An 18,863-nucleotide genomic window follows, 5' to 3' on the forward strand; every position below is an offset into this window, starting at 1 on the left:
CCTTTAACACTTGCATTAAGTACTTACATTAAGTACTTACTTTAATACTTACTTTAAATGATTTCTCCAATAATTCCCTTAAATATTCACTTAAATGGTTTCTCAAATGCATCTTGATACCTTCCCATCAAATAAGTTATTAAACAGTTTTCAATGGCAGATTCAATACCTGCCGACCTCCGGAAAAAGTAAATATTTTTATTTATATAATAAATAAGTGATAAAATATTTATATGATAGTTACCTATAAGATGAGATTGCAAACGAGATAAAAGATAGATACGGTGGGTGCGCTCAGAAAGAGTAAAATAAAATGGTGCTCACCAGACAATGCCGAAAGTGTAGATAGTACACTTTGGTAGAATTTAACAAATTTAACAGACTTGAATAGATTTTCACCGTAAACATAAGATTATGCTGCTAGAGATTAAGAGGAAAGCATAATTATTTACTTTTCAAACTTTGGGGTTTAAATTTCGAAGGAAGTTCACAGGCTTTGAAAGGAAGCTTACTTATACCATTCATATATCAGGATAAACAATGACGCTCTGGGTCCTAGGCTACGCTGAAAAATCGAAGATAAGAGTCATGGCTATAAAGGACCGGATGAAACAGCCGGTTTATATGGCCGAGCTCCATGTAAAGGATAGTTACAAAGGGCCTCGCCCTCATAAAATAAGGCTTCTTACCGGCAAGAAAGAAGAATTCATCCCTCCCCAGCAGTTCATAGAGCTCTTACGCAGTGCAAACCGGATAATGCTTGCAGAAGGAGGGGATCCTGCAAACGAGGCTGTTTTTCTGGAAATGCTCAAAGGTTTTCAACTTAGTGCCGACAAAGTTAAAATCTGCAAACACTGCTGGATAAATAAACGTTTTAACTTTGTAAATAGTAAATCCATCAAATACCACAGTGAACTCATCTGCCTGGACTGTGCAAAAGAAGAACTTTTGCGTGCAGTCCGTTCGGCTGATGTGCCGTATGGGGAAAAATCCATAGATTTCCTTGAGCAGGTGCTCTTGAAAACCAGGGATCTGGACAGGACTATCCGGATGCTGACCCCTGAAAGGCTGGACCCTGAGTTCACACGTTACGATACTATAAGGACAAATCCTGCCAGTTCTGCAGTCAGGATAAAGACCCTGCCTCTTCAAAAGAAATTTAAGGAAATGCTGCTCCAGAAATCCGAGACCCTGCTGCCTGTCCAGGCCTTATCGATTGAAGCCGGGCTTCTGGAAGGAAAAAACCAGTTTGTAGTCTCGGCGACAGCAACCGGAAAGACCCTTATAGGGGAGATGGCAGGGGTCCAGAACCTTCTTAACAAAAAAGGGAAAATGCTCTACCTGGTTCCCCTGGTCGCACTCGCAAACCAGAAGTACGACCAGTTCAAAGAGCGCTATTCAAAGCTCGGGCTCACTACTTCAATAAAGATTGGTGCAATTCTCATAAAAACCTCTCAGCGCGTGAAAATGCAGACCAGCCCGGGTGCGGATATAATTGTAGGGACTTACGAGGGCATAGACCATATGCTTCGGTCGGGAAATGCCGATTTTCTGGGCAAAATCGGGACCGTAGTTGTGGACGAAGTCCATACCCTCGAAGACCAGGAAAGAGGGCACAGGCTGGACGGGCTGATAGGTAGGCTGAGGTACGTGGCACCTGAAGCTCAATTCATCTACCTCTCCGCAACCGTTGCAAATCCCGAAGGCTATGCAAAGAAACTCGGAGCCCGGCTTATCCGTTACGAGCACAGGCCGGTTCCTATTGACAGGCATCTCCTTTTCTGCCAGGAAAACGAAAAGGCGAAGCTGATTTCCCAGCTTGCGAAAGAGGAGTATTCAATGCTCTCTTCCAAAAAGCACAGGGGACAGACAATTGTTTTTACAAACTCCCGCCGAAACTGCCACAAGCTTGCAGGAGCCCTTTCGATTCAGGCGGCTCCTTATCATGCCGGACTTTCCCAGTACGAGAGAAAGAAAGTTGAAACCCGCTTTGCAAAAGGAGAGCTACCGGTAGTCGTGACCACGGCTGCTCTTGCGGCAGGTGTGGATTTTCCGGCTTCCCAGGTGATCTTTGAGTCCCTGGCAATGGGAATAGACTGGATTTCAGTCCAGGACTTCCTGCAGATGAGCGGGAGAGCAGGCAGGCCTGACTACCACGACCGGGGAATTGTCGTGCTTATGCCAGTGCCTGGAAAGTCCTATTCAGGCTCCCAGTCCGATACCGAAGAAGAGGTTGCAATCAAACTGCTCCAGGGAGAAATGCTCTCAGCAGGCGTACATTACGGAGAAGCCGAGCAGCTTGAGGAAGTACTTGCATCGGTTGCAGTCACCTCTTCGGTGCAGGACCTAAGGATGGTCCATAACCTGATGTTCGGAAGCTACGACCTGGAGAAACTGATTCTGCGCCTTCAGAGCTATCGCTTTCTCGATAAGAAGGGAAATCGGATAGCACTCACGCGTTTTGGAAAAATTATTGCTGCCCATTTCCTCCCGGTATCGAAAGCTTTCCTGATTCGAGATGCGGTGCTTGAAGAGAATGAGCCTCTGAAAATCGTAACAAACCTGGAATTCTTTGATGCAGCATATTTCAAGTACTCAAACCAGATAGGAAGTTCTTTGCATGTGAATATGCCTTCAAGGATTTTTCAGGGGGCCACCCTTGATATAATCTTTGACGGCGAATCTCTTTCCCAGCTTGATGCGAAAATCCGGGAACTCATGTTGAACTTTGCTTCGGACTTTTTAACCTGTACATGCAAAGATTCACCTTACTGCGGCTGCGCAGAGCAGAAATTCTCGGAGAAAATTATCAAGCTGCGTACCGAAGCACTTGATCCTGTGCAGATTGTAAAGAAACTTGAAGACAAATACGGGATTTCTGCATACCAGGGCGACGTTTTCGGCTACCTGGATAATGCAGTCCGCAATCTTGATGCCGTGGAACTTATAGCAAAGGTACACTCCAAAAAGGGAGTGGCAGAAGAAGCAAAAAAGCTTAAAAAGAAGGTTCAGGGTTAAAAGATCAAAAATGTTTTTGCAGATAATATTGTATAATGAGTGAAAATGTTCCTGATGTTTGAATAATGCATCGTTTATGTGATAGGGCTGACCGGTTTTTTCAAATATCGGCCAGTATATGAGATCAGAACTTGACAACAGGATAATCTAAGAATAAGATAGAGGTAATTTTATGACCGAGGATGTTGAATCCAGGGAAAATATCGAAAGTACGGCTTCCAAAAAAGCTAAAAAAAGTATTACAATCGAATTCGTGAAACCTGAAAACTTCAGGCAGGTATATGCTATCGGAGCTGCAGGCGGGCACAGCCCCTATGATTTCAGGATCGGTTTTTACAACGACACTCCAAAAATGTTCGGTGACGCCTCCGAGTCAAGGGTTATCCAGAGGCGGGTAGAGACCGAAGTAATACTCTCTCCGGTTGCTGCACTTGAGCTTTCCCGCTGGCTGACCCAGCATATAAATGAATACGAATCCGTTTTCGGGCCCATTGCAAGAGCAATCCCAAGACTAAAAAAAGAACCTGCAAAGCCTGTTGACGAAAGTACGGATATTCAGGGTTATATCTGACCCTTATATCTGATCCGGATAGTATCCTGTAAATTCTGGTAAATCGGAAGGCTTGAATCGTGGCGTCCGGAAGGAGCTACTTGATTCCGGAAGTCTTTTGAGAGCTCTGGAGATCGATGGTTATATATCTCTGTAAAGGGTATGTAATTTTCAGTTTTCTTAAAAGCCGGTGGAGTGACGATACGGAAGAATTTCTCAGCTGCTGGCAGGAAGCGGCTGATACAGGCAGCAAGCGGACCGCAGGTGTGGATGCGGCTATGACGCGGCTTGCCCCGCACCGGCTTGGGACGTAAGAAAAAGGAACCCGGGTGTACGGGGAAAATTCAGAATAAATCAGCGAGGGTTTAAATTTGTTCCCAAATAAAAAAGTTCAGAAAATTGTTGGATCAAGGATCCAGGTTGAAATGAAAGGCGACCTTAATCTGCTTGAAGGCACTCTTAAGAGTGTGGATGACTACATGAACCTTCATCTCGTGGACACCATGGAGATTGTAAAAGGAGAAAAAGTCCGTTCCCTTGGTTCAGTAGTGCTTCGGGGTAATAACATCATACTGATCACTCCTGTCGAAGAATAAAACTTCATAAGGAATATTATTAGTGTGGAAGCATGGATCTTGAAGAAGAAGCGTACAACATAATAAAGAGACATAAAGAAGGCGTTTTCCAGAACGTTATCTGGAAAGAGCTGGACATCGATAGCAGAAAATGTTCCAGAATCATAAAAAAGCTTCTGGACAAAGACCTTATTATACGAGAGGTTGGAGTTTCAAACGGGGCAAGAACATACCTACTGAAAGCAAAGGAAGAGGTTAAGGAAAAATACGACCTCCTGCTTGCAGGAGCCTTGTTTTCGGCCTGTACAGGCTGCACCGGCGACTGTCAACCCGAATACTGCGGGAGACTCAGCGAATGGATCGGAAGCCTGATTCAAGAAGCTGAGAGATCGGAAGAGACCGGCGAAATCAATGCCGATATTGGAGATGAGGAAGAAGTTGAAGAGGAAATCTGAAAAAGGGATTTCCAAGTCCGACAACCTGTAACATCCTCGAAAGTAACGGCAACCGCTAATTATATATAGAAGAGCCCCTTATTGAAGAACCCCTTCAATAAGGGAAAAATAGATACAACAAATGCTCCGGTAGTGTAGTCCGGCCAATCATTCCGGCCTTTCGAGCCGAAGACTCGGGTTCGAATCCCGGCCGGAGCACCATATTCTTTTTACATAAGGTACATTTTAAGGATGCACGGGCTAAATTGTTCTTTTGCTTTCTCTTAGAATGCTCACGCCTATTTTAACGCACAACTTTGCAAAATTAGTGATTTCAGTTGCCGGTACGAAGTCGAGCGCAAAGTCCACGGATTATGCCTTGCCCGCCCGGATTCCCTGATTTTCAACCTGGCTTTTTTAGAAACTTTTTCGAAGTTTTATAAAAAGTTTTTTTCAATGAGTTGCGCCGTATCTATAAAAGGCAATAGAAATTCTTTTGAGTAGTTCTTAGATAAAACTTTATCTGGTTAATAGATTACTCCGGAAAGGGTCGATAGGGGACAGATTTATATAGCAGTAGCATCTATTGAAGGTCTCGCTGTGAGATGCGATGTGCTCCGGTAGTGTAGTCCGGCCAATCATTCCGGCCTTTCGAGCCGAAGACTCGGGTTCGAATCCCGGCCGGAGCACCATATTCAATTTCTTACATCAAACTTCTTTTCTAAAGCGATTTTTTTGCAATTGTTTTTATACTGGCTTTTTTCTTTATAATGGCTTTTCTTTACAATGATTTTTCTTTATAATGATCTTTTTTCTTCTGTAACGACCCTTTCTTGAAAACCTGGGGACTGGATTTTCAAGCTCTTGTGATGGCTTGTTGGGTTTCCCGGATTCTTATGTAGTCAGGTATTTCCGATTCCGTCCTTAACTCCTTTTCAGGATAAGAGAATGGAACTCTTTTATTTCCCGTATTTTTTCCAGGTTCTGTGCTTCGTCAAGCAGGCCTGCCGTGTTAACGGATTCAAGCGCAGCCTTCGCGGCAAAGCAAGCTCCTTTCAAGCCCCGCTCCAGAGTAAGCACCCGGATCATTTCCAGAGACCATGCAATCTGGACGAGTATGTTTTTCATGCCACGCTGAGAGACCGCCGTGCCCAGGTTTTCAAGTGCCTCAATTACGGCCTTTGCATGGGCCTCGCTATTCTCCCTTACAGCGGCATTGCCCAGATCTTCAAGGATAACTGCGGCTTCCAGAGTACTGGTTTCGATTGCCTGTTCGGCTGAAGCAACTCCTACCTCCCCAAGAAAGCCTGCAGCGACGATTCCGCTATCATGAAGACCTTTTTCCATTGATTTCAGGGCTACCTGCATAAGATAAATCTCAGAAAGGCTTACCAGGGTTTCCATTTTTATTCTTGAAGAGAGCTTTCCACAATTCCCAAGCGATTCGGCTGCGCCTTTCACCGCTGTATTCAAGCCTTTTCCCGCAAACTCCAGGGCAAGGCTTCCGAGAACAGATAAAGCCTTTATAGCAAGAGGCTCCCGTTTTTGACCGGCAGCCTCAAACGCTATATCCCCAAGAGCGCGGCCTGAAACTGCACACGCCTGTTCCATTCTCTTTTCAGCAGCAACCCTGGCTATATCCCCTATTGAGATAATGAGGGCTTTTATATCCAGCTCGTTTTCAGCATCGGCATCCAGGTGAATCAGCTGGAACGCGAAATCCCTGAGTTTGTCAATGGCTTCTACTGTTCCTTTCAGATCCTCACTATACGCTTTTTTGAACCCTTCTTCGATAGTCCTGACTTCATCAAGCTCATTTTCATTTACCGACGATGTACCAGACCCCACAATAGTCCTTGTTAATCCTATGTCCTTACTCCAGATTAGTTTTCCGATCGAAATCATTCTCCGGCTTGCCCTTCAGCCCTGCTGTCCTCAGGCACACGATCCGGAAAAATATAGAATAAACGGCTGAAGCATAAAGTATATATACCAATGTACATTATTATGCTCTATTGTACTATATTGTAGAATTGAGTTGTTGAGTTTATAATCACAGTAATTCAGATCACAGGAAAATTTCCCGAAAATGCTTACAGGATGTGGGTTTTAATGAAATCTCAGGATATTGCCATTGTTGGAATTTTGCTCGCAGTCGGTGCAATTGTGCGCTACTTATCCCTAGTAATTCCGGGCCCGATAGTATCGAATCTCGTAATAGCCTTTTACTGCCTTGCTATTATACTTGTAATACCCACATTTACGGAAGTTATAGGTATCGGGATTGTAGCAGGCATAGTATGCGCACTTCTCAGTCACTCCATATTTCCGCCTGCAAACCTTATCAGTGAGCCTGTGGGTGCAGTTGCCTGCCTGGTCACTTACAAAGCCCTGAGGAATAATTTTTCACTCGCCCCCGCGCCTTCAACCCTGATAGGAACCCTTGTCAGCGGATCAACCTTTGTAATCGTTGCAATGGTTCTGATTGCCCCTGCAATCCTGTCTAAATTCACTACCATGGGGGCTTTTGCAGCTGCTGTCATCCCGATCGTAGTATTAACTGCAATCGCCAATGCCATCATTGTCCAGATACTCTACATGCCTGCCTCAAGAGTGCTTGCAAGGGGGACAGCATGATAGAACTGAAAGATTTTTCATATACCTACAGCACAGCCGAAAACCCTGTCCTGAAAAAAGTCAACCTTGAGGTCCGGCAGGGAGAATTGCTCCTGGTTACCGGGCACAGTGCAGCCGGAAAAACCACGCTTGCCCTTGCAATGGCAGGTATTCTGCATCACGAAATCGGAGGCAGGATCGAAGGAGAAATTGTTTTCAAGAGCCGGAATATAAAAGATTTTGACGGCATGAAGGAATTGAGCCGGCATGTAGGGATGGTTTTTGATGATGCGGAATCACAGCTTATCTTCACTAGTGTTGAAGAGGAAATCCGTTCGGGACTCGAAAACCGGGGCTATTCTAAAAAAGAGTTGATGCGCAGGCTGGAAGAAGTAATGGAGTTCTGTGAAATCAGCCACCTGAGAAACCGGGCTCCACATGCCCTTTCTGGCGGGCAGAAACAGAAAGTCGCCCTTGCAGCAACTCTTGCCCTTGATACTGAAATTCTTATCCTTGACGAAGCTACAGCCGAACTGGATACAAAAGCCGTAAGAAGAATCTTTTCAGTCCTGAAACGGCTGAAAGAAGCCGGAAAGACGATCATAATCATAGATCACAACATAGAAGACTTCCTCGAAATCGGGGATAGAGTCGTGTTGCTTGAAAAGGGCAAAATAAAAGCTATAAAAAATCCGGCCGATTTTGCAGCATCCTCGCTTGCTTCCGAACCTGGAATTCCCGAACCTGCCAGACAGGCCCTTCACATACCTCATAATAAGGGGAAAGAACAGTCCATTATTTCCGTAAGAAATCTTACACAGCGTTACGGAGAAGTCCTTGCACTCGACAGCATAGACCTCGAGATTTATCCCGGGGAGCTCATTGCCGTGCTGGGTGAGAACGGTTCAGGCAAGACAACACTTGTCAAGCACTTTAACGGCCTCTTACGCCCTTACTCCGGGAATGTAACTGTAAAAGGTATGGAGACTTCAAAAGCTCCTGTAAACGAGCTTGTAAAAAATACCGGCCTGGTCTTCCAGAACCCTGACAACATGCTTTTTGAGGATACGGTCGAGGCAGAAATCACTTTCGGATTAAATAACATTAACGTAGAAGGGCCTCAAGCTGAGAAAGCAATCTCCGATTCCCTTAAACTTGTAAACCTGAGCGAAAAACTGAGAGTTTTTCCCCGTCACCTGAGCAGGGGAGAAAGGCAGAGGCTGGCAGTAGCCTGCGTAATTGCCATGAGGCCCGAATTAATCGTACTCGATGAACCTACAACCGGCCTTGACGCCGAAGAATCGGACAGTATGATGCAGCTCATAAGAAAACTCCAGCAGGAAGGGCATACAATAGTCATGGTAACCCACAATATGCAGATCGTAAAAGACCACGCCGAGAGGATTATTCGAATGGAGGCCGGAAAAATCGTCGAAGATAGCGGTAACAGAGGATATTCAGGTGGAGAACATATGAGCAGAGAACAAATTGGAGGCGCTTGTGCATGAAAGAGATTATGCAGTATATCAACCGGGATAGCTTTTTACACAGCATGAACCCACTCTCCAAAATTGCGGCTGTTGCAGGAATTATAATTCTGAGCGTTTTTACAACGAATTCCATAGTTCTGGCCCTGATGGTGCTGGGAATTTTTCTGGCGTCCCTCAAAGCCGGACTCCACCATGAACTTCTCAGGCAGCTCAAACTCCTCGTTTTCCTGAGTGTAAGTCTGATCCTGCTAACTGTTCTTACCATGAAAAGCGGAGTAACTCTGGGTTTCCTTATCCCGCCCGGAACCCTTACTGCCAGCGGGATCTTCCCTATTACAACCGGAGCTCTGGATTTTGGGGTAGTGCTTTCCCTGAGGTTCTTTGCGATGCTCTTCGCCTTCCAGCTTCTTGTAGTCACTACAAGGCCCAGTGACCTTATGAAAGCCCTTCTCGCAATCCATATTCCTGTGGATTATGTGCTCATGTTCGTAATTGCCCTTCGCTTCATCCCGAGCCTGCAGGTCGAGGGCCAGCGTATCCATGAAGCCCAGCTTGCAAGAGGCTACAATCCCGGAAAAGGCCTCAGTGGGAAGATAAGGAGTGTAAAGCCGCTTCTTGTGCCCCTGGTAGCAAATTCCCTAGGAAGAACCCAGGTACTCGGCCTGACAATGGATATGAGAGGGTACAGGAGCAAACACAGCGTGGAAAAGGACAGGCTTGTCTGGAATAAGGTGGACTTTGCGGCCGTGGGCTGTGTGGCTCTCATGGGAGTCGGCGTAGTACTGATAGGGCTGATATGATAGGGCTGATATAATTCCCCAGGTAACCGGACGAAATTAAGTTTGAGGCTCCGACTTTTACAAACTTCGCCCTGCATTCCGGATTCTGCCAGTTTATACAGCTCCTCCCACTTTTCTGTAAGTAAACCAGGTAAGTATATCGTTTCTGATTTTTCCGAAACTGCGGAATTTACTAATATTCCAGATGTATTCCTGAAAAATTCAGGGTCCGGATATTGAACCAGTCCTATCCGATAGGAAAACTGTGTTATTCCCATCCGGCGAAAAAAGGGGAAAAAGCTCGCTTGAAATATCGCAAGCTAACTATTTTTTCCATTCTGTCAAATTTATCAAATAGATGTCAAAAGTTTGTTTTAATCGGAATCAAATTAGAGTTATGAAGTATCTTTGAGCCGCCTGAGGCTATTCAGCTCCGGCGCAATAGTTATGTGAGTAAGTTTAACATCCGAGTGCCTGGTATCGGAACAGGTTTCTGACGACACAGCACGGAGTAATAATAGAGAATACCGGGAAGAAACAGGTTACTTTTAAATAGGCGCCCATAAACCATATTTTGCGAACATAATCATAAGATATAATAACAAATAATAACAAGTTTCATGGTTTATTCTTATGTAATATATTCAGGGATCTGTAATTATAGAAATTGTATTTTTGATAGGAATCTGGAACAAGAATCTTGTCAGCTTGCTCTAATAAACCAGGGCTTTGAAAAAAAAGGGGATCATTGATAGTAATTTTTTGCTACTGCATACGTGATTAAATACACAATTTTTATAAAAGTTAAGAAAGCTTAATTAGCCGGTTTTGCGAATTACAGTGCAAAAAATTTATGGTATAAAAACACCTTTATTACGTAATAAATTGGTTTTTGTTAGTGTCCATACCAACAAAAGTGACTCATCAAAGGACTTAAATACAATAGGACAGTTATTGATTGTTTGAAAGATTTAGTGAAGATAAGGGTTGGGAAAAACTTAAAGTAAGAAGTTTGACTTTGACTAAACTGTGACAAAAATTAGAATGTTGATACCTTCATTAGAAGGCTGATACCTTCTACCTGAGTAAATAATTTATGCTAAAAGTTTAATTAAAAAAGCATTGGATTAAAAGTCTTTAAAGTTAAAGATTGGTAATTATTGAGAGTGGTAATTGATTGAGAGCCCTGTTTGATGACCCCTTTGAGCTCTCAATCGGTGAAACCCCCCCTTGAAGAATACTCCCATATATTCTTCATATAGTCGTAAGAGAAACATTGCAGACATCCAATTGGTTGTGATTGGTTGTGGTGATTGATTGAGAGCTCCTTATGTGATCCCTGAGCTCTCAATCGGATGAAACCCCTACAAAAAACTCCCCATACGCTATGCACAAGAGTACACTATTGCGCTTCTCTTACAACTACATCCTTCTAATGCTGAAATTGTATATATAATAAATTACGTCAAATATTCAATTGCCTATCGTTTTTGTATTACAATAAACTTTTGAGTAGCGGAACAATTTACAACACGCTTCAAAAACATAATAAATCGTTAAAATATGCGGGCATCTAATTTTTCAATGGCTTTAAATTTTAAAGCAAAAGAATTAACGAATTAAAATATAATGAAAAAAGAAAATCGACCTGAATGGCCGATTAATACTACCTGAGTGGTAATAATATTTGATCAATAGCTGTCTTTAATCAATTGCTATCTTCAATCAATTGCTATCTTCAATCAATTGCTTTCTTTAATCAACTGTGTTTTCATTCCGTTTTTTAAGAAGTTCCACAGACAGCTCCCTTAGTCTGTACTTTTGAATCTTACCGCTTGCCGTCAGTGGATATTCGTCCACGATGAAGACATGTTTCGGAACCTTATAGCGGGCGATCCTGCCTACGGCATAATCCCTTATATCGGCTTCGGTAATGTCTGCGCCCTTTTCTAGAATCACAAAAGCCCCTACGATTTCCCCGTATTTCTTATCAGGGATTCCCACAACCTGGGCATCTTTGACTCCTGGCATGGCATGCAGGAATTCTTCAATCTCCCGAGGGTAGACATTTTCCCCTCCCCGGATGATCATATCCTTAATCCTGCCTGTAATCCTGTAATAACCGTTCTCGTCGCAGGTCCCAAGGTCTCCGCTATGCAGCCAGCCACCTTTATCAATTACTTTTTTTGTCTCTTCGGACATTTTATAGTAACCTTTCATAATGTTGTATCCGCGACAGCAAATTTCTCCAACGGTGTTTGGAGGGACCGGCTCATTGGTATTCGGGTCTACCACCCTGACCTCGACTCCGGGGAAACATTTTCCCACAGTTTCGACCCTCAGTTCGACAGGATCATCCACAGTCGTCTGAGTCATGCCAGGAGAAGCTTCCGTAAGCCCGTACACACTCGTGATCTGAGAGCAGTGCATATCTTTTACGACCTTTTTCATGGCTTCTACAGGGCAGGTCGAGCCAGCCATGATTCCGGTTCTCAGGGAGGAAAGGTCGAACATATCGAACATCGGGTGCGTGTACTCTGCAATAAACATCGTAGGCACTCCGTAAAGAGCCGTACATTTCTCTTTCTGGACTGCTGCAAGCACAAGCAGGGGATCGAAAACTTCGAGCATAACAAGCGTTGCCCTGTGAGTCAGAATCGCCATAACTCCGAGCACGATCCCGAAACAGTGAAAAAGAGGCACAGGCAGGCAGAGCCGATCTTCGTAGGTGAACTTCTGGCGGTCGCCTATTGAGAGCCCGTTGTTCAGGATATTTTTGCTGGTCAGCATAACCCCTTTCGGGAAACCCGTAGTTCCTGAAGTGTACTGCATATTGACAACATCGTCTCCGGTAACACCAGCCAGGATCTCCCTGAGCCCGTCGTCGGGGTAATGGCTGCCAAGAAGCATAAGCTCACTGGTGTTATACATACCTCTGTGCTTTTCCTGCCCTACATAGATTACACTCTTAAGATAGGGAAAGTTTTTGCTTTTCAGGCGCCCTCTTTCAGAACTCTTGAGCTCGGGAACCAGTTCATTGATTATTTCAAGATAATCAACATCCCGGAAGCTATCAATAAGAGCCAGGGCTTTCATATCGGACTGTTTAAGTACGTATTCGACCTCGTGGCTCTTGTAGGCAGTATTTACAGTAACAAGCACTGCTCCTATCTTTGCTGTGGCAAACATGAAGGTAAGCCAGTCAGGGACATTTTTTGCCCAGATTCCTACATGGTCTCCTTTTTTTATTCCTATAGCTAGCAGCCCTTTTGCAAGGTTATTGACCCTTTCATTGAATTGCCCATAAGTAAAACGGAGATTCCTATCCGGGTAAATTATAAACTCGTGGTCAGGATCTACAGCCACCTGTTTTTCAAAGTACTCACCGAGGGAGTCTTCTATAAGATGCATAGTTTCAGCCTCTCACTTGCATTATCTATCTTTTAGAAACCGTTGGCTTACGAACTGAGGCATTTAACCTCAAAGCCCGTTTGCGGGAGGCAAGTATATTCAGATCGAGCAGGGAGAATCCGTATCCATTTCAGCAGTATCCAGTGCAGGAAGCATATGCGCTTTCAGAACATCCCGGACCGAATCCGGAAGGGGGAGTGCTTTCTGGAGCTTGAAGTCGTAATAGACCAGCACCGCCTGGCCCTTGACCTTAAGCTCTCCCTCCTGCCAGGCTTCGTGCCCTACAGTAAAGGAACTGTTTCCGATCTTTGCAATAAAAGTTCTGATCTCTACATCAGATCTGAAATACATCTGGCGCAGGAAATCAAATTCCGTCCTGACCAGAATGAGGTGCCATACATCGGGGCTAAGATCAAGATCCGGTGAAAAAAGCCGGAATATGGAGTTTCTTCCAATTTCGAACCAGACCGGGAGAACAGTATTATTCACATGCCCAAGCCCGTCTATGTCCCCAAAGCGCGGAGTAACAATCGTACTGAACATTTTGGATTCCCTTAACTCTGAAATACTTGTATATATTTTTAAATTCAGAACTTCCCGCCAGTTTAAGCTAAGTTCTTACTCTTTTTTCTCTACCTGACTGCGACTTTAAAGGGGAGCATAGACTACAGCCAGAATTCTTGCATCTCCTTCTCCTGCTGCATGAACATCGTGCGGGACAATCGAGTCATAGTAAATGCTGTCTCCTTCGTTCAGCCTCTGAATATCCTTTCCATAGAAGATCTCGATTTCTCCTGACATGACATAGATGAATTCTTCTCCTTCGTGAGAAGAGAGCTTGTGGCTTTCGTTGGGGGAAGGATGAATATCTATAATAAAAGGCTCCATATGGCGGTCTGCTTTATCCGAGGCAAGAGAGTAAAACTCAAGAGCACTCTTTTTCGGCCTCTCAGTCTTGCCCGAAAAACGGACTACATTCTCTGATCGCCCTGCCCTGACAATTACAGGTCCGCTCTGGGGCATATCGTCCAGAAAAGTACCGAGGCGGACGCCTAAAGCCCGGGCAATCTTTAAAAGAGGCGTTAAGGACGGAACCAGGGCTCCGTTTTCTAGCTGCTGGATTAGTTCCTCGCTGCTCTGACTGGCTTCAGCCAGTTCTTCAACGGTCATTTCCTTGGCTTCTCTAAGCTGGCGTATCTTACTACCGACACGGTTCTCTTCTGACATTTTTCAGTTTCCTCACAAATTCTCTAGGGTAGCGGACCCGGCAGAAAAATATAAACCAGAATCCTGTTGATAGCCTTTAAGGCTTATCTCTTTTGCATCTATCTATTATAAAAAATATACGTTAAGGTTCGCTTTCAACCGTTGGGCCGAAACCGTTGGGCCGAAACCGTTGCGCCGGTTTATCACGCCGTTGCCAGGGGTTTTCGATCAAACCTTTTTGGAAAAGGTTTGCGTTGCGCCGTTTGATCACGCCGTTGCCAGGGGTTTTCGATCAAACCTTTTCCAAAAAGGTTTGCGATCAAGCTTTTTTTGAAAAGGTTTGCGATCAAGCCTTTTTTGAAAAGGCCTGTGATCACGCCAGGGTTTTCAGCATGAAGTCCAGATATGTAGGAGAAAGACAGCAAAACGGGTAGAAAATAGATAAAAAGCATGTAAAAATAGATAATAAGCAAGTAAATAAGAGATGAAAAGTAAGTGAAAAGCACATAAAAAGATAGAGAAGAGATTAAAAAAGGTAGTAGATCTGACCTTTTACTCAAATTGAAAGTTGCAACTTATGCCCTCAGGATCAAAACAGAGGTTACAGGATACGCACCTTGCCTTTTTAACCTCTCCGGATTTGAACTTCAAAACAATGTCAGGTTCGCTGATAAATACCCTGCTCATTGAAATCAGATCTGCAAACCCGTTTTCAAGCAGGTAATTAATAACCTGAAGCGACCTGATGCCGCCTACGAGAATGATTGGAATATTCACTGCACTTTTTATTGTTTTAGAACAATCCCTGAAATATGCTTCTTTGGCAGGAGCGTTGATTGCGGTCCTTATAGTGACCCCACCTGTCTCACCTATTCCTCCGCTGACCTCAATTGCACAGACTCCGGCTTTCTCCAGAAGCTTTGCAATTTCTACAGCCTGGAAAATGTCAAGTCCCAGTTCAGCCTTTGAACAGCCAGGCTGGAAACCATCGGTCGAATTCAGTTTGACCAGCACGGGAAAAGAATTTTCGGTTTCCTCTTTTATGCGCCTGACAATTTCCAGAACTATTCTTGCCCGGTTTTCCACCGAGCCTCCCCAGCGGTCGGTCCTTCTGTTGGTATAGGGAGAGATGAAATTACTTAAGAGGAAGCCGTGGGCACAGTGGAGCTGCACCCCGTCAAAACCTGCTTTTTTTGCCCTGACAGCCGCTTTTGTAAAAGCTTCGATCACTTCCAGAATTTCCTGCTCGGTCATTTCTCTAGACACAACTGCCGAATGCCCGTCTTTCACTTCCGAAGGGGCCATAGGAACGGGATATTCGTCCGAAAGGCTTGCCTGCCGCCCTCCGTGTACGATCTGGAGCACTATTTTGCTTCCGTACCTGTGCACCCTTTCGGTTATCCTGCAGTAAGGTTCAATAAAACGATCATCATAGATGCCCTGCTGGTAGACATCGCTCTGCCCGCCCGGAAGAACATAGGAATAGCCGGTTATGATAAGTCCGACTTCGTTTTTTGCAAGCTCTTCATAAAGGTCTCCGAGCCGCGGAGTGGGAGTCCCGTCTTCTTCTGCCAGAAATTCGTGAGTTGCGGACCTTACAAAACGGTTCTGGAGCTCCAGGTTACAGACAGTGATAGGGTCAAAAATCATAAGAAAAATAGGACAAAGGAGAGTAAATAATTATCCCGGAATCCTGAATAAAAGAAGTTTTGCGTCAGGCATAAAGCTCTCTTAACTATAGCAGAAGAAAGAAATAGGAATTCAATCAGGAAATTTCCATTCCAAACATAATAGGGTTATCCGGATCATCAGTAATGTAAATATATAGTTTTTCTGAAGAACCCAGTTCAGCAGCATAGTCTGCTCTTACTTTCTGTTCGTATGTAAATTCATTATCCAGAGTAATCTCGTACCTATATATTCCCGGTTCAGCATTTATCATTGGCGAGGAAATTCCATATCCAGAATTCAGTGTATAGGTTTGCTTAAACATTGTTTGATTATAAAAGTTGAGAAGTTCAATACAAGCTTCATGGGTTTCTTTATCATTATTATTCAGGGAAAATCTCAATGGATCTAACGAATACCGTTTCTTAAGTTCTTCTTCCGCTCCTTCGTTATAGTACCTCCACAGAAGATGGACAATTTTTCCATCATATTTCTCATCCGTAGAAGCGATTCCATATGATAGTGTGTAAAAATCCACATTAATGCAACCCTCGATTGAATCATTTTTTGCTGTGAAAAAAACACTGCTTTGTGGCTTTCCTACAATGTATCCTGAATAAGAAATTACATTTAGCTTTCGAGTCCCTCTTTCTTGGAGTTTAAGTTCATAATCTTCTCCCATGAGGCTCAGGTTTACAGTTCCGTTCGAGGCTAATTCTTTGAATTTTGCAGGATTCACCACTACAATTTCAAAGTGATCACATGATTCAGGAGCTTTAATGGAGCTGTCATCAAGTTTTATTTCTTCAAATATATTATTTTCACCAGCTTCTGACACACTTTTTGCTGCACTTTCATTATCTGTGGCTTTCCTGAATTTACTGTCGTTTACAACGACTGTTTCAAAACCATTCCAATCTTCTGAAACTTCAGGAAAACTGCTGTTATTAACCTCTATTCTATGAATTGTATTTTTTTCAGCCGGTATACTATCAGTATTGGAATCAGAACCGGCTGAAAAAACCATAATTCCCAGCAAAATTAACATTGCAACGGCTAGAATATTAAAACGCATAACATTGGTCCAAAAATTAAAAGGTTAGGTATCTATATTTAGTAGGTCATATATCAAAGTTACTTAATATAGTTTAGAAGTTGAAAAAAAGTAAAAAATATACTACAAAGTAACAGGCAGCACCAGTTTAAGCGCGATATCAGTCTCTTCACTTTTTAATAACTTATCTTTTTAATAACTTATTTTTTCAGGCTTCGGAGTACATTCTGCAGAAAACCTTTCTTTTCAAAATACTGCTGGTGATATTCCTCAGCCATATAGAACTCCGAAACGGGCACAATCTCGGTCACTATCGGGTTTTTAAAAGCCCCTGATTTTTCAAGCTTTTCTTTTAAGGCCAGGGCAGCAGCTTTTTGCTCCTCGTTATGGTAAAATATGACTGATCGGTATTGTTTTCCGACATCGGGGCCCTGCCTGTTTTTCGTCGTCGGATCATGGATTTTCCAGAAGATGTCAAGTAAGGTCTCGTAAGACACCACTTTCGGGTCGAAAATTACTCTGACTGCTTCGGCGTGCCCGGTGTCAAGGGTACAGACCTGTTCATAGGTAGGGCGTTCAAAGTGCCCGCCGCTGTAGCCAACGGCAGTTGCAACCACACCTTTGACCTGTCTGAAAGCCTCTTCAATACCCCAGAAGCAACCCGCAGCAAAGGTTGCTTTTTCCAGGTCGCTCCCGGGATTTTCGAAAAAATCCGGATTCATTTCAGCTTTTTGATTTTCTTCCACTCTCTTGCCCCCTTGAAAAAATCATTTTTTGCTGTATTTTCCCATCAATTCCCCTTCGGCAATAATATGCCCTATCATTTCATTTTCAAGATCTTTTCTCCCTGCCCCTGCTTTGAGCTCAAGCTGCCTGTCCAGAGCATAGACCCGGAAGAAAAACCTGTGTGTGCCCGAGGGGGGGCATGGCCCGCCATACCCTATTTTCCTGAAATCGTTTACTCCCTCAACTCCGGGTATGGTATCTTCTTCTATCTTCGCCACAGGCTCTATATTCCAGACAATCCAATGCGTAAAAGTTTTCATGGGAGCATCAGGGTCGTCTACTATGAACACTAAACTTTCTGCCTCTTCAGGAATTCCTTCGAATTCCAGAGGCGGATTTATATTCGCCCCGTCACAGGTGTACTTTCCCGGAATACTACCGTTAGCTGCAAATGCGCTGCTAGAAACCTTTATATTCTGAATATCCATGTTCTCATCCCCTTTGCCGGCTTCGGGAGATTTAGTATTTACAGGTGTCTCTGTTTTTTCGTTTTGAATACATCCCGAAATCAAAAGCATTCCTGCAAGCAAGAATATCAGAACAACTGTGCCGGCCTTTCTGTTCATATATGGCACCAGCTACTGACAGCAGGAAAACTGCTTAACAATGTAATATTAAAGCTAAAGAGATATAACCTTAAGGCACGGGTACATAGCATGCGCTAAAATTTAATCCCAAAAAACCGAGCCTTAGAATGCACTTCGAGTTTTGATTTAAGATTTAACTCAGACATGTTAAACTCCCAACTAGAGATTCGGCAGGCACCCGGCAAGCTCCTCGCTAACCGTACCTGCCGGAAGGAAGTATCAGAAGAAAAGGCCCTTACAGCCGTCTCAGGAAGCCGTAAACTGATATCCCGATAGAAAATAGGAATCAGTCTTCCACTTCAAGAGCCTGAATTATATCGTTGACCGTAGCCTCTCCTCTGGCTACACGCTGGACAAGCGGATAGATAAACGAGCAGTCATCAATTGCAGCCCAGCGTTTTTCCCCTACCCTTCTTACGACCTCATTCATAACATTGCCGCATTCCATGCAGTATTTATCTTCACTTTCTGCTCCACAAGCTTCACATTTCATTCAAAATTCCCCCATAATCTATGGGGAAGTCGAAAATAAATAAATTATGGTGATATGTGAGCATATTTTCACAGTCTTGAAAAAAGAGAAGTAAAAGCGGAAAAATCTGAAAACCGAATGAGATAAAATTGCCCTAAATTCCCGTAAAATAGCTGTAAAACTGCGAAGACCTGTTAACTTTATATATATGAGGATT

General features: G+C 43.8%; 18 protein-coding genes and 2 tRNA genes. 10 read left to right on the plus strand and 10 right to left on the minus strand.

The window, feature by feature from the left end:
* Window positions 1–540: 540 nt before the first annotated feature.
* From ACPK8D_RS05670 to ACPK8D_RS05700, 7 genes are all read left to right on the plus strand, one after another.
* The gene (locus ACPK8D_RS05670) at window positions 541–3,018 is read left to right on the plus strand and encodes a DUF5814 domain-containing protein (RefSeq protein WP_424716873.1); all 2,478 of its coding nucleotides are present in this window, start codon (window positions 541–543) and stop codon (window positions 3,016–3,018) included.
* Between the two features lie 172 nt (window positions 3,019–3,190).
* A complete protein-coding gene (locus ACPK8D_RS05675) occupies window positions 3,191–3,589 on the plus strand; it encodes a DUF3467 domain-containing protein (protein ID WP_424716874.1) in 399 nt (132 codons plus the stop codon).
* A 116-nt stretch (window positions 3,590–3,705) separates the two neighbouring features.
* Window positions 3,706–3,882, plus strand: coding sequence for a hypothetical protein (locus ACPK8D_RS05680; protein WP_424716875.1), 177 nt, complete (start codon window positions 3,706–3,708; stop codon window positions 3,880–3,882).
* Between the two features lie 57 nt (window positions 3,883–3,939).
* On the plus strand, window positions 3,940–4,164 hold the full coding sequence (locus tag ACPK8D_RS05685; RefSeq protein ID WP_048107204.1) for an LSM domain-containing protein: 225 nt from the start codon (window positions 3,940–3,942) through the stop codon (window positions 4,162–4,164).
* A gap of 32 nt (window positions 4,165–4,196) precedes the next feature.
* Window positions 4,197–4,598 carry a helix-turn-helix transcriptional regulator gene (locus ACPK8D_RS05690; RefSeq protein WP_424716876.1) on the plus strand — a complete coding sequence of 134 codons (402 nt, stop codon included), beginning with the start codon at window positions 4,197–4,199 and terminating at the stop codon, window positions 4,596–4,598.
* Between the two features lie 123 nt (window positions 4,599–4,721).
* Window positions 4,722–4,799, plus strand: a tRNA-Glu gene (locus ACPK8D_RS05695).
* Window positions 4,800–5,191: 392 nt separating this feature from the next.
* Window positions 5,192–5,269, plus strand: a tRNA-Glu gene (locus ACPK8D_RS05700).
* A 232-nt stretch (window positions 5,270–5,501) separates the two neighbouring features.
* On the opposite strand, the gene ACPK8D_RS05705 is transcribed toward ACPK8D_RS05700, so the two are convergent.
* Window positions 5,502–6,425, minus strand: coding sequence for a hypothetical protein (locus ACPK8D_RS05705; RefSeq protein ID WP_424716877.1), 924 nt, complete (start codon window positions 6,423–6,425; stop codon window positions 5,502–5,504).
* A gap of 264 nt (window positions 6,426–6,689) precedes the next feature.
* On the opposite strand from ACPK8D_RS05705, the gene ACPK8D_RS05710 reads away from it, so the two are divergent.
* The 3 genes from ACPK8D_RS05710 to ACPK8D_RS05720 are packed head-to-tail and all read left to right on the plus strand — an operon-like array spanning window position 6,690 to window position 9,483.
* Complete coding sequence (locus ACPK8D_RS05710; RefSeq protein ID WP_424716878.1) at window positions 6,690–7,214, plus strand: tryptophan transporter; 525 nt, start codon at window positions 6,690–6,692, stop codon at window positions 7,212–7,214.
* Window positions 7,211–8,701 carry an ABC transporter ATP-binding protein gene (locus ACPK8D_RS05715; protein ID WP_424716879.1) on the plus strand — a complete coding sequence of 497 codons (1,491 nt, stop codon included), beginning with the start codon at window positions 7,211–7,213 and terminating at the stop codon, window positions 8,699–8,701. Before ACPK8D_RS05710 ends, ACPK8D_RS05715 begins: the two co-directional genes overlap by 4 nt.
* Window positions 8,698–9,483 carry an energy-coupling factor transporter transmembrane component T family protein gene (locus ACPK8D_RS05720; protein WP_424716880.1) on the plus strand — a complete coding sequence of 262 codons (786 nt, stop codon included), beginning with the start codon at window positions 8,698–8,700 and terminating at the stop codon, window positions 9,481–9,483. Before ACPK8D_RS05715 ends, ACPK8D_RS05720 begins: the two co-directional genes overlap by 4 nt.
* A 1,734-nt stretch (window positions 9,484–11,217) precedes the next feature.
* On the opposite strand, the gene ACPK8D_RS05725 is transcribed toward ACPK8D_RS05720, so the two are convergent.
* The 9 genes from ACPK8D_RS05725 to ACPK8D_RS05765 form a co-directional block, all read right to left on the minus strand.
* Window positions 11,218–12,873, minus strand: a complete 1,656-nt coding sequence (locus tag ACPK8D_RS05725; RefSeq protein WP_424716881.1) for an AMP-binding protein — start codon at window positions 12,871–12,873, stop codon at window positions 11,218–11,220.
* Window positions 12,874–12,972: 99 nt separating this feature from the next.
* Window positions 12,973–13,416: an acyl-CoA thioesterase gene (locus ACPK8D_RS05730; protein WP_424716882.1), complete on the minus strand. Its 444-nt coding sequence runs from the start codon at window positions 13,414–13,416 to the stop codon at window positions 12,973–12,975.
* A gap of 105 nt (window positions 13,417–13,521) precedes the next feature.
* Window positions 13,522–14,100, minus strand: coding sequence for a helix-turn-helix domain-containing protein (locus ACPK8D_RS05735; RefSeq protein WP_424716883.1), 579 nt, complete (start codon window positions 14,098–14,100; stop codon window positions 13,522–13,524).
* A gap of 182 nt (window positions 14,101–14,282) precedes the next feature.
* Window positions 14,283–14,504, minus strand: a complete 222-nt coding sequence (locus ACPK8D_RS05740; RefSeq protein WP_424716884.1) for a hypothetical protein — start codon at window positions 14,502–14,504, stop codon at window positions 14,283–14,285.
* 127 nt (window positions 14,505–14,631) lie between these two features.
* Window positions 14,632–15,729: an NADH:flavin oxidoreductase gene (locus ACPK8D_RS05745; protein WP_424716885.1), complete on the minus strand. Its 1,098-nt coding sequence runs from the start codon at window positions 15,727–15,729 to the stop codon at window positions 14,632–14,634.
* A gap of 115 nt (window positions 15,730–15,844) precedes the next feature.
* Window positions 15,845–16,822, minus strand: a complete 978-nt coding sequence (locus ACPK8D_RS05750; RefSeq protein ID WP_424716886.1) for a hypothetical protein — start codon at window positions 16,820–16,822, stop codon at window positions 15,845–15,847.
* A gap of 179 nt (window positions 16,823–17,001) precedes the next feature.
* Window positions 17,002–17,523 carry a peptide-methionine (S)-S-oxide reductase MsrA gene (msrA, locus tag ACPK8D_RS05755; protein ID WP_424716915.1) on the minus strand — a complete coding sequence of 174 codons (522 nt, stop codon included), beginning with the start codon at window positions 17,521–17,523 and terminating at the stop codon, window positions 17,002–17,004.
* A gap of 45 nt (window positions 17,524–17,568) precedes the next feature.
* The gene (locus tag ACPK8D_RS05760; RefSeq protein ID WP_424716887.1) at window positions 17,569–18,153 is read right to left on the minus strand and encodes a YbhB/YbcL family Raf kinase inhibitor-like protein; all 585 of its coding nucleotides are present in this window, start codon (window positions 18,151–18,153) and stop codon (window positions 17,569–17,571) included.
* A gap of 307 nt (window positions 18,154–18,460) precedes the next feature.
* Window positions 18,461–18,667 (minus strand): hypothetical protein, encoded by a 207-nt coding sequence (locus tag ACPK8D_RS05765; protein ID WP_424716888.1) that lies wholly within the window; start codon window positions 18,665–18,667, stop codon window positions 18,461–18,463.
* Window positions 18,668–18,863 lie beyond the last annotated feature (196 nt).

It is taken from the genome of Methanosarcina sp., from assembly GCF_049706645.1.
Taxonomy (GTDB): Archaea; Halobacteriota; Methanosarcinia; order Methanosarcinales; family Methanosarcinaceae; genus Methanosarcina.

Coding starts and splice junctions, on each gene's coding strand:
- ACPK8D_RS05715 (WP_424716879.1), top strand. CDS start 7,211: ATGATAGAACTGAAAGATTTTTCATATACCTACAGCACAGCCGAAAAC.
- ACPK8D_RS05735 (WP_424716883.1), bottom strand. CDS start 14,100: ATGTCAGAAGAGAACCGTGTCGGTAGTAAGATACGCCAGCTTAGAGAA.
- ACPK8D_RS05750 (WP_424716886.1), bottom strand. CDS start 16,822: ATGCGTTTTAATATTCTAGCCGTTGCAATGTTAATTTTGCTGGGAATT.
- ACPK8D_RS05760 (WP_424716887.1), bottom strand. CDS start 18,153: ATGAACAGAAAGGCCGGCACAGTTGTTCTGATATTCTTGCTTGCAGGA.
- ACPK8D_RS05710 (WP_424716878.1), top strand. CDS start 6,690: ATGAAATCTCAGGATATTGCCATTGTTGGAATTTTGCTCGCAGTCGGT.
- msrA (WP_424716915.1), bottom strand. CDS start 17,523: ATGAATCCGGATTTTTTCGAAAATCCCGGGAGCGACCTGGAAAAAGCA.
- ACPK8D_RS05720 (WP_424716880.1), top strand. CDS start 8,698: ATGAAAGAGATTATGCAGTATATCAACCGGGATAGCTTTTTACACAGC.
- ACPK8D_RS05670 (WP_424716873.1), top strand. CDS start 541: ATGACGCTCTGGGTCCTAGGCTACGCTGAAAAATCGAAGATAAGAGTC.
- ACPK8D_RS05725 (WP_424716881.1), bottom strand. CDS start 12,873: ATGCATCTTATAGAAGACTCCCTCGGTGAGTACTTTGAAAAACAGGTG.
- ACPK8D_RS05765 (WP_424716888.1), bottom strand. CDS start 18,667: ATGAAATGTGAAGCTTGTGGAGCAGAAAGTGAAGATAAATACTGCATG.
- ACPK8D_RS05745 (WP_424716885.1), bottom strand. CDS start 15,729: ATGATTTTTGACCCTATCACTGTCTGTAACCTGGAGCTCCAGAACCGT.
- ACPK8D_RS05730 (WP_424716882.1), bottom strand. CDS start 13,416: ATGTTCAGTACGATTGTTACTCCGCGCTTTGGGGACATAGACGGGCTT.
- ACPK8D_RS05675 (WP_424716874.1), top strand. CDS start 3,191: ATGACCGAGGATGTTGAATCCAGGGAAAATATCGAAAGTACGGCTTCC.
- ACPK8D_RS05680 (WP_424716875.1), top strand. CDS start 3,706: ATGGTTATATATCTCTGTAAAGGGTATGTAATTTTCAGTTTTCTTAAA.
- ACPK8D_RS05690 (WP_424716876.1), top strand. CDS start 4,197: ATGGATCTTGAAGAAGAAGCGTACAACATAATAAAGAGACATAAAGAA.